We start from the raw sequence: 9,869 nt of genomic DNA, 5'->3' as shown, positions 1-9,869 counted from the left end.
GCTCCGGGCTCGGTGGGCACGGCAGGCACGGCGACGCCGGCCCCCTCGGCGCCGCCCCGGCCGTCCGGTGCGCCAGCGCCAGGCTTCACGCCAGGGGCCGCGTCACGTCCGCCGCCCCGGGGTCCCGGGATGGGTGGACCGCCGCGCGCGGGTGGGCCTCCGGGCCGCTTCGCGCCGCGCCCCAGCACGCCGCGTCCGCCTCCCACGCCGGAGCAGATCCTGGCGCTGGCCACGCGCGAGCACGTGCCGGCGCGCATCGCCAAGGGTGAGCTGGAAGGGAAGATGAAGGCGCGCATCTGGCGCAAGCTGCACGCCGAGGAGGCGAAGCGCTTCGACCAGGTCTACGAGCTGATGGGCCAGACGCCGGGCCTGTCGCTGGGAGACGCGTTCGGCATCCTCCAGAGCGGCCTCACCGTGCAGGAGTTCATGGCGCGCAAGGAGCGCAGCCAGCGCAAGGCGGCCATCAAGCAGGCGCGCGGCCAGGTGGACAACGCGCTCGTCGCGGACTTCCTGGGCGCCTTCATCGAGCAGAAGACCGAGCTGTCGGTGGTGCTGGCGGAGCGGTCGCTGCTGGACACGCTGCTGGCGGAGGAGGCCATCGCCTTCACCTTCGAGCGCACGGGCCGGCTGGAGAAGCTCCAGGTGGTGCTCATCGCGCGCAGGGGTGACTGGGAGCGGCTGATGCCGACCCTGGAGCGCGACGCGAAGCTCACGCAGAAGCCGGCGCAGGTGGCACGGCAGCCGGACAAGCGCCCGTATTCGGACCCCCGGCCGTTCCTGCCGCACATCGGGCAGACGGTGAAGCTGGTGCTGCGCAACGGCATCACGGTGGAGGCGCCGCTCCTGCGCGTGGGCCGCTTCGACGTGCTGCTGGGTGAGCCCGGGCACGAGCTGTTCATCCCGCTGCACGCGCTCCTGCGCTTCGAGGCGCCCCCGGCCCCCGCCGAGGACGCTTCCGACGACGAGGCCGGTTCGACGCCCGACGCCGAGGGCTGAAAGCGGCTCGCGGTGCCGTTACTTCCGGGCGGCCCTGCCTTCATGGCGGGCCGCCCGTGTCCTTCCTCCCCCTGGAGACTCCATCCATGCGCCCCTTCTTCTCCCGCATCATCAAGCCCTGGCTCGCGCTCACCGCGGCGGCGGTCCTCGCGGGGGCGTCGCAGCAGGCGTGCACCAAGGAGTCCTCCGCGAAGGAGCCGGGCGCGCCCGCCGCACAGGAGGTGGGACGGCGGGAGAACGGCGTGCACGTGGTGGAGCTGGCCGTCACGGAGAAGGGCTACGAGCCCTCGCCGGTGCAGCTCAAGAAGGGCGAGCCGGTGAAGCTGGTGGTGACACGCAAGACGGACCTGACGTGCGCCACCGAGCTCGTGATGGACGAGTATCAAATCGACACGAAGCTGCCCCTGAACACGCCGGTGGACATCACCTTCACGCCGAACCAGTCCGGGACGCTGAAGTACGGCTGCGCGATGGGGAAGATGATCGCCGGCACGTTCGTGGTGGACTGAGGCCCCGGCCTCCTCTTCCGGAGCCTTCCGCATGCGCCCGTCCTCCCGCCGAATCCTCGTGCTCACCGTGGCCGCGGTCCTCGTGGGGGTGACGCAGTTGGCGTGCTCGAAGGAGCCCGCCGCCGCGAAGGCGCCGGAAGCGGACGAGCACCGGGAACGCCACGGCTACACGGCCATCCAGGAAGAGGGGCACCTGGTGAACGGGACGCTGATGCTGGAGCTGTCCGTCACGGAGAAGGGCTTCGAGCCCTCCTCGCTGGTCCTGCTCCACAAGGACAAGCCGGTGACGCTGCTGGTGACGCGCAGGACGGAGGCGACATGCGCCACCTCGCTGGTGATGGCCGACCAGGGCATTGACGTGAAGCTGCCGCTGAACACGCTGGTGGAGATTGCCTTCACGCCCCGTCGGTCCGGGATGCTCCATTACGGGTGCCCGACGGGAGATACCACCGGCCGCTTCTACGTGCAGTAGCGCCCCGCTCCGTTAACTGGCGATGTCCGCCCGGGCGGGTAGGCTCACGCGCCTGCATGGGCAGCTCGGAGCTCTTCACCCGGCACGTCTTCCTGGACCTCGAAACGACGGGGCTCGATCCCCGCGTGGACGAGGTCATCGAGGTGGGCTGCCTCTTCTTCGAGCACGGCCGGGAGGTGGACCGCTTCTCCCAGCTGTATTCGGCCTCGCGCCCGCTGAACCTCACCATCCGCCGGCTCACCGGCCTCTCCGACGCGCAGCTCTCCGGACAGCCCCGCTTCGACTCGGAGCGCGCCCAGCTTCGTGAGCGGCTCAAGGGCTGGACGGTGGTGGCGCACAACGCCCCGTTCGAGAAGGGCTTCCTGCCGGACGTGCTCGGCGGTGTGCCGGTGCTCGACTCGTGCGAGCTCATGCACTACCTGCACCCGGAGCTGCCCAGCCACTCGCTGGAGTCGCTGATGCGGTGGGCGAAGCTGGGCTCACAGCAGCCGCACCGGGCGCTCCACGACTGCGTGGCGGTGCACGCGGTGCTGGTGCACGCGCTGGATGGCTGCGTGCGTGACGGGCGCGCGGAGGACGTGGCGGACCTGCTGGCCACGATGGACCCCAGGGCCCGCGCGGCACTGGGGCCCACTCCGCTGCTGGATGCCCTGTCCGAAGAGGACGCACGCGACCTGGCGATGGACGCGGAGGCGCGCCCGCTGCTGGAGCTGCTCTCGCGGCTGTGGGAGGCGTGCCGAGCCACGCCTACGCCGCTGAACCTGGAGACGACGGGCGGCTTCCTGCGCGCGCGGCCGGAGCGCAAGCGCGCGAATGGCGGCAGGCCTCCCCCGGAGCCCGAGCTGGACGCGACGCCGCTGCCGGTGCGTCCGGAAGAGGTGGCCCAGGTCCTGGGGCCCGGCGGCGCGCTGGAGCGGGGCGGCGGGTTCCTGTCGCGGCCCGCCCAGTTGGAGATGGCGCAGGCGGTGGCGCGCACGCTGTCGGACGGCGGGCAGGTGGCGGTGGAGGCCGGCACGGGCACGGGCAAGTCGCTGGCGTACCTCACGCCCGCGGCGCTGTTCGCCGCTCGCAACGGGCTGAAGGTGGGCGTGGCGCCGCACACGAAGACGCTCCAGGACCAGCTCCTGGAGAAGGACCTGCCCCGGCTGCACCAGGCCACGGGCGGCGCATTCGGCTATGCGCTGCTCAAGGGCCAGACGAACTACCTGTGCCGCCGCCGCGCGCTGGAGGCCACGCGCGTGGAGCCGGGGATGAACCACACGGCGCGGGCGCCCCGGGCCTATGTGCGCGCGTACCTGCGGCGCAGCGTGGACGGAGACCTGGACCGGCTGAGCCACTGGTTCCGCGAGCGCTTCCCGGGCATGCACGGGCTGGTGCCGGCGGTGCGCTCCGAGGCGGCGACGACGCTGGGCGAGCGGTGCCCGCATCACCACAAGTGCTTCTACCACTCGGCGGTGGCGCAGGCGCGCGAGGCGGACGTGCTGGTCATCAACCAGTCGCTCGCGTTCGCGTGGCCCGCGCGCTACGGGCGCCTGGACCACCTGGTGCTGGACGAGGCGCACGAGCTGGAGGACGTGGCCACCACCGCGCTCACCGTGGAGCTGTCCGACCTGGCCTTCCTGCGCCTCACGGAGCGGCTGCACGGACGCGATGGGCGCCGGGGCCTCTTCGCGGAGCTGCGCCGCGCGCTCGCGGCCACGCGCCGGGACGAATCCCGCGTGCTGATGTCCGAGGTGGACGACGCCCTGCGCACGCTGCTCCAGGAGGCGCGCCTGCTGGGCGAGCAGGTGACGGCCCTGTGCGAGCCCGCGGCTGCCATGCCCGGTGAGGACGCGGACGACGCGGCCTACGCGCCGGAGCTGCGGGTGACGGACGCGGTGCGCGCCCTGCCCGCCTGGGAGCCCGTGCGCGAGGGACTGGTGGCGGTGCGCACTGCGCTGCAACGGGTGCACACGCTGCTGTCCGTGCGGGTGCTGGCGGCGCTGCCGGAGCTGGCGGTGAAGCAGCCTTCGCTGGAGCGGGAGCTGGCCGGCGCCACCACGGAGCTGGGTGAGCTGTCGGTGCTCGCGGGCGAGCTGGCCGGAGAGCCGGACGTGAAGCGCTGCTACGCGGCGCGGGCGGAGCCTCGAAAGCAGCGATGGAGCGTGGGCGCGCAGCCGGTGGACGTGTCCGAGTCCGTGGCGAAGGACTTCGCCGCGAACAAGCGCGCGCTGGTGATGGCGTCCGCCACGCTGGGCACGGGTGACAATGTGCCCTTCGTGCTGAAGCGGCTGGGGCTGAGGCCGCCAATTCTTCGCGCACCTTCGCCGTTCCATCTGGGACAGCAGGCGCTGGTGGTGCTCGTCACGGACGCGCCGCGCGCGCACGAGGAGCCGTTCATCGACTGGGCCTCCGGGCGCATCTCCGGACTGGCGCAGGTGATGGGCGGCCGGGTGCTGGGCCTGTTCGCCTCCACGCGGCGGCTGGAGCGGGTGTCGCGCGAGGTGCAGGCGCGGCTGGAGCCGCACGGCATCGAGGTGCTGCGCCAGTCTCGCGGACACGGCCGTTCGCTGGCGGCGCGGCAGGAGCGCGACACGGGCACGGTGCTGCTGGGCACCAAGAGCTTCTGGCAGGGCGTGGACATCCCCGGGCGCGGCGTGGGGTGTGTCTTCATCGACAAGCTGCCCCTGGAGCCGGCGTCACGGCCGCTGGTGGCCGCGCGCGAGGAGCCGCTGGCGAAGGCGGGCAACGAGTACCTGGGCTTCCTCCAGTACCGGCTGCCGCGCGCGCTGCTGCTCCTGCGTCAGGGCGTCGGGCGGCTCATCCGCTCCACCACGGACCGGGGCATCGTCGTGGTCGCGGACCCCGGTCACGCCAGCTACCGGCCGCTGCTGCTCCAGGCGCTCGCGGGCTACCGCGTGGTCGCGCTGCCATGGGCGCAGGCGCGGCTGCTGCTGCACTCGGAGCTGCTTCAGATGGGGCTCACCGCGGACACCGCGCGGGTGTGAGGCGCCTCGCGCGCTGAAGCAAGGCGCTGCTCTGCTCCACCGCGCTCGTGGGCCGCGTGCTTCGGGTGAGCGGCGCCTCGCGCGCTGAAGCGGGGCGCCTGCCCTGCCCTACCGCGCCAGCCGCTCGCGGTAGCGCGCCTCCAGGGCGCTCAGCTCGTCCACCCAGGGGCCCGTGGCGCCGCTCGTCTTCGCCTGCGCCAGGGCCTCTGACAGTGCGCGCGCGTCCTCTGTCTGCTGCGCGCGCAGCCGCTGGGTCATGTCCCGCGCGACCTCGAAGACGTCCTGCAGCTCGTCGCCTTCGCGCAGGCCGTGCTGCGGCGGGTTCAGGTGGCCTTCCGCGACCTCGCGCATCATGCGCTTGATGCGGAAGAGCGGGCCCACCATCCGGTGCGTCACCACGATGGTCGCCAGCGCCACCACCGCGATGAACGACACCAGGCAGCCGCCCAGCACCCACCACGTCAGCTGCTGATGGCGCTCCAGCTCCGCGCGCTGCGTGACGATGGCCGCGCGCTCCGCATCGTACTTGGCGTCGATGGCCTGCGCCTGCTCTCGGAACTGCTTCTCGAACGCCGGGTCGTTCATGTGGGCCATCAGCTCGTTGGAGAGCGTGGCTCCAGACAACTCGCGGCTCACCTCCGCCGCCGCCGAGCGCGCGTCCACCGCCGTCGCAGTCTCGTGCATCAGCGAGTTCGCCGCGCGCACCAGGAAGATGCCCAAGAGCGCCGCCATCACCAACGACACACCGACGATGTACGCGGTGAGCCTCAGCTGGAAGGGCGCGTCGAGCAGGAAGTTGCGCCAGCGGCGCTTCGTCGTCGGGGCCTGGGCCGTGGTCGTCGTCATGTCTCGCTGCTCCAGTCGAAGGTCGCGGCGGCTTCCTCGATGGCTCGGGGGATCAGGGCCTTCAACAGGTCCGCGGGCGGAGCCCCCGCGGCGTTCACTTCCACCTGTCCCATCAGGGACTGCTCCGGGTACGTCATGCACAAGAGAGCCAGGCGCAGGCCTCCACTGTCCGTCTTCTGGATCTCCGCCGTGATGCGGTAGCCGTGCACGCCCAGCTTCTTGAGCGCGCCCTTCGCCGCGGCCTTGGACTCCTTCTCCGGCGCCATCTGCGCGCCCCGGCGCACCAGCTTGGAACGAAGCCGCGCCTCCGTCACCTTCACGAGCTCCGCGGGCACGGTGCCCGTCTTGTCCTTCAGCGCGTCCAGCGACAGGTAGAAGCGCGGCCGGCGCGTCTGGTACGCCTTGATGGCCTTGATGGACTCCGCCACCGCCGCCTGCACCGTGGCGTCCGCCTCCCCCTGCACCGCCTGGAGGCAGTCGAGCCCCTTCGGCTCCAGCAGCGCGCCCAGCCCCTTGGCCACCGCCGCGCGCACCAGCTCGCTCGGGTCCTTGAGGCCGCCACACAGCGGTGTCACCGCCTCTGGGTCCTCGGTGGCGCCCAACACCAGCGCGGCTTGTGAGCGCGCACGCGGATCCCTTCCCTTTTCCAGCTGACGACCCAGGAAGGTGATGCGCGTGTCTCCCTGCGCCAGCGCAGCGCACGGCAGCAGGAAGAGGAAGAGCAGGAGTGCTGTCGGCAGCCGCATGGGGATGGGCAAAGAAGTGCCAACAGTGTAGCCGCGATTTACCTGTCCACGACAGTTGCCTCTCAGGGCAATCGCTCCCACCTTCGATGCGCACAAGGGCCGACGTCCTCCAGGGGGAGGGCGGCTGGGGTGCCGGGGACCCGAGGCGGGTCACTCCGGGCTGGGGGAGCAATGAAGCGCGGATACATCCTGACGGGTGTTCTTCTGCTGGCGGGGTGGATGGGTGGCTGCCGTGACTCGGACCGCCTGACGTCGGTGGGCAAGCCGCGACCTCCCGGGCCGACTCCTGTGGAATCCACGCCCACCCTTCCCGACTCCGAAACGTCCCAGCCCCCTCCTGGCCGGCCACCGCCGGAGCCGGAGGTGGTGGACCCGCCGCCCGACCCGGAGGCGGAGGTGTTGGACCCCACGCCCATCCCGACGACGGACGGCGTCCCGGGACCCCTGCCGGGCGTCTACACGGACAAGGGCGAGGCGCCGGTGACGGACCTCATCCGCGGGCTCGTGTCCTTCCCCATCCGCGACCCATCAGCGCTCGAGGAGCACATCGCGGACATCTACAAGCCGGGCGGATCCCGCTTCCGCCAGTACATGACGCCCTCCGAGTGGATGGCGAAGCACGCCCCTCCGGAGAAGGACGTCACCGTCGTCACGGACTGGCTGAAGTCCGAGGGCATGCAGGTGCCCTACGTCGCCACCAACCGGCTGCTGGTGCAGTTCGTGGGCACGGTGGCCCAGTTCAACAAGGCGTTTGGCGTGACGCTGCGAGTGCTGGAGCGCAAGTCGCCCCAGGGCGGAAATGATCCGCACGACGTCTACGGCCTCACGGAGACCATCAAGGCCCCCACGTTCGTGCAGCAGCGCATCCACGCCGTCGTGGCGCTGGACCTGCCGGCGGAGACGGGCACGCTGCCGGGCGAGTTCGGCCAGCCGTCCACGGAGCCGCCGAACCCCGTCAGCCGGGGCCTCACGCCGCAGCAGGTGGCGCGCGCGTACAACGTGGACTCGCTCTATCAGCAGGGCTACCAGGGCCAGGGCATGAAGCTGGGCGTGGTGATTGGCGCCAGCTTCCGGTGGAAGGACCTGCGCGCCTTCTGGAAGATGTGGGGCATCGAGCGCGAGGACCCCAAGGTCATCCAGACCATGGAGCCGCCCGTCACGCGCTACCGCGAGGGCACGCTGGACGTGGAGTGGGCCGCGGCGATGGCGCCCAAGGCGGAGGTGCTCGTCTACATGGGGCCGGACGCGCGCAACACGTCCATGCTCTACACCTACAACGAGGCCATTGGCCGGGGCGAGGTGAGCGTCATCACCACGTCCTTCGCCCACCGCGAGGACTCCGAACCCAAAGCGGTGCATGAGGCCTACAGCCACGCCAGCACCATGGCCGCCGCGCTGGGCATCACCGTCGCGGCGGCGAGCGGCGACTCCGCGGGCGTGGACGTCCCGGGCAACAGCCCCTACGTCACCGCCGTGGGCGGCACGCAGTTGAAGATGAACGGCATGACGGTGACGGGCGAGACGGCCTGGTACTACTCCGGCTCCGGCATCACCCGCACCTTCGCCACGCCGGAGTGGCAGAAGGGCATCGTCCCGCTGCCCGCCAAACGCGCGGTGGTGGACGTGGCGCTGAACGCGGACACCGGCTTCTGGTACACGTGGCTGGGTGTCACCACGCCCAACACCGGCACGTCGTTCTCCTCGCCCATCTTCGCGGGGATCATGACGGTGGTGAACGGCGCGCGCGCGGAAGCGCAGAAGCCGCGGGTGGGCTGGCTCAACTCGCAGCTCTACACGCTGCCCGAAGTGCAGCAGACGTTCCGCGACATCACCGTGGGTGTCACCGACCGTCAGTACGAAGCCGGGCCGGGCTGGGACATCCCCACCGGCTGGGGCGCACCCGACGCGGAGGGACTGCTGCGGACCCTGCCCTGAGCGGGCGGGTGACATAGGGCGGACGGGCAAACGAGCCCCGCTCCGGCTGTCATCCCGGATTGACGGGATGCGAATGCATGCGCAGGGCGTGCTGTTCGGGACAGGACCATGTCCCTGCTCCCCCTGCGTGCATCCTTGTCCTGCCTCCTGCTCCTTGCAGCCGCTTGCAGCAGTGCCGTCGCCGGGCCGAGTGACGCCGTGGCGGAGAGTCCCTCCATGTCCGCTCCGGGGACCATCGTCGAGACGCCCACCGCGCCTACCGCGCCCGAGGAGGACGCGAGCCAGGCACCCACGACGGAGACGCCCGCGGCCGAGACGCCGGTCGTCAGCGCGCCTGCCCCCACGACGGGCGTGTGCTCGCCGCTCAGCTCGCTGTCCACCCTGACGGGCAACCTGACGTCGTGGCTCCAGACAGCGCCCATCGCCGCGGCGAACAGCGGCGGCTTCAAGGAGCCGGGCGGCACGGAGCTCGCCGCGTTCGAGGGCGTGTTCCGCACGCTGCTCACCGAAGGTCCCACGCCGCAGGTGGTGCAGGATCTGGCGGGGATGGGCTACGGCGTGTCCACCTTCCGCAACGACACGGGCGGCGGGTGGCTGGTGGTGCGCGAGCAGGGGCTGCTGTCGCGTGGCGGCGGCACCTTCATCCTCAACCTGTTCCCCGCGCGCGACCTGTGGCTGGAGGCGCCGCACGCGGACTCTGATGAGGGCACGCTGCGTCAGACGGCCACGCAGCTGGTGACGCTGGGCGCTCGCGCGCTGCTCATCACCGGCAGCCACCGCTGCGCCGTCACCACCGCCAGCCCGTGCAGCGGAACCACCAGCGTGTGCGGCACGAAGGGCCTGCGCATCTCCGACGTCGCGCACTACGGCAACAACTTCTTCACCGCCGCGCACCGCGCGCTGCGCGACACATACCCGGGCGCCATCGCCGCCAGCATCCACGGCATGGACGCGGGCGACGGCCCCGAGGCCGCCGTGGTGAGCGACGGCACCAGCACACCGCGGCCGGATGCGCTCTCCAACCGCCTGCGCGACGCGCTCAACACCCACCTGACGGGCACCAAGAAGGCCTTCTCCTGCAACGCGGCGGATGACTCGGGCAAGCACCGCACCCTGTGCGGCACCAGCAACGTGCAGGGCCGCATCGACAACGGGGCCGCGGACGCCTGCTACACGGAGGCCGCCGCCGCCACGGACCGCTTCGTCCACCTGGAGCAGTCCGCCACGCTGCGCGGCACCGGCGCGTCATCCAGGGCCGTCCTCCAGGCGCTCGCGGACACCGTGCCCTGCACGCTCGGCGGCTCCGGCCTGGACTGCCCGGCCCTGGTCGCGCAGGACTGCCCGTGAAGTGTCTCGCGGGAGACGTCCGCACGTGCCG

At 71.7% G+C, this 9,869-nt stretch carries 8 protein-coding genes; 6 read left to right on the top strand and 2 right to left on the bottom strand.

Translation table 11 applies throughout. From position 1 onward, the window contains the following. The 4 genes from D7Y21_RS43480 to D7Y21_RS18370 form a co-directional block, all read left to right on the top strand. On the top strand, positions 1 to 996 hold a 996-nt coding region (locus D7Y21_RS43480; protein ID WP_304988565.1), incomplete at its 5' end, for a hypothetical protein. A gap of 86 nt (positions 997 to 1,082) precedes the next feature. Beyond that, on the top strand, positions 1,083 to 1,505 hold the full coding sequence (locus tag D7Y21_RS18380) for a cupredoxin domain-containing protein (RefSeq protein ID WP_121714710.1): 423 nt from the start codon (positions 1,083 to 1,085) through the stop codon (positions 1,503 to 1,505). 31 nt (positions 1,506 to 1,536) lie between these two features. Beyond that, positions 1,537 to 1,977: a copper transporter gene (locus D7Y21_RS18375; RefSeq protein ID WP_121714708.1), complete on the top strand. Its 441-nt coding sequence runs from the start codon at positions 1,537 to 1,539 to the stop codon at positions 1,975 to 1,977. 56 nt (positions 1,978 to 2,033) lie between these two features. Continuing rightward, complete coding sequence (locus D7Y21_RS18370; protein ID WP_121714706.1) at positions 2,034 to 4,964, top strand: helicase C-terminal domain-containing protein; 2,931 nt, start codon at positions 2,034 to 2,036, stop codon at positions 4,962 to 4,964. Between the two features lie 108 nt (positions 4,965 to 5,072). On the opposite strand, the gene D7Y21_RS18365 is transcribed toward D7Y21_RS18370, so the two are convergent. Further along, on the bottom strand, positions 5,073 to 5,810 hold the full coding sequence (locus tag D7Y21_RS18365; protein WP_120566306.1) for a HAMP domain-containing protein: 738 nt from the start codon (positions 5,808 to 5,810) through the stop codon (positions 5,073 to 5,075). Continuing rightward, the gene (locus D7Y21_RS18360; RefSeq protein ID WP_120566392.1) at positions 5,807 to 6,556 is read right to left on the bottom strand and encodes a HEAT repeat domain-containing protein; all 750 of its coding nucleotides are present in this window, start codon (positions 6,554 to 6,556) and stop codon (positions 5,807 to 5,809) included. Before D7Y21_RS18360 ends, D7Y21_RS18365 begins: the two co-directional genes overlap by 4 nt. Positions 6,557 to 6,922: 366 nt before the next feature. Between D7Y21_RS18360 and D7Y21_RS18355 the strand changes: the two genes are divergently transcribed. Beyond that, positions 6,923 to 8,491 carry a protease pro-enzyme activation domain-containing protein gene (locus tag D7Y21_RS18355; protein WP_233612173.1) on the top strand — a complete coding sequence of 523 codons (1,569 nt, stop codon included), beginning with the start codon at positions 6,923 to 6,925 and terminating at the stop codon, positions 8,489 to 8,491. Between the two features lie 216 nt (positions 8,492 to 8,707). Further along, positions 8,708 to 9,838, top strand: coding sequence for a hypothetical protein (locus tag D7Y21_RS18350; protein WP_121714702.1), 1,131 nt, complete (start codon positions 8,708 to 8,710; stop codon positions 9,836 to 9,838). The last annotated feature ends 31 nt before the right edge of the window (positions 9,839 to 9,869 follow it).

Origin of the sequence: Corallococcus sp. AB045, from assembly GCF_003668895.1 — a bacterium.
In the GTDB taxonomy this organism is placed as follows: Bacteria; Myxococcota; Myxococcia; order Myxococcales; family Myxococcaceae; genus Corallococcus; species Corallococcus coralloides.
The sequence above is the reverse complement of the archived record's forward strand: the minus strand, read 5'-3'. Positions and strand labels throughout refer to the sequence as shown.

Coding starts and splice junctions, on each gene's coding strand:
- D7Y21_RS18375 (WP_121714708.1), top strand. CDS start 1,537: ATGCGCCCGTCCTCCCGCCGAATCCTCGTGCTCACCGTGGCCGCGGTC.
- D7Y21_RS18365 (WP_120566306.1), bottom strand. CDS start 5,810: ATGACGACGACCACGGCCCAGGCCCCGACGACGAAGCGCCGCTGGCGC.
- D7Y21_RS18350 (WP_121714702.1), top strand. CDS start 8,708: ATGTCCGCTCCGGGGACCATCGTCGAGACGCCCACCGCGCCTACCGCG.
- D7Y21_RS18360 (WP_120566392.1), bottom strand. CDS start 6,556: ATGCGGCTGCCGACAGCACTCCTGCTCTTCCTCTTCCTGCTGCCGTGC.
- D7Y21_RS18380 (WP_121714710.1), top strand. CDS start 1,083: ATGCGCCCCTTCTTCTCCCGCATCATCAAGCCCTGGCTCGCGCTCACC.
- D7Y21_RS18370 (WP_121714706.1), top strand. CDS start 2,034: ATGGGCAGCTCGGAGCTCTTCACCCGGCACGTCTTCCTGGACCTCGAA.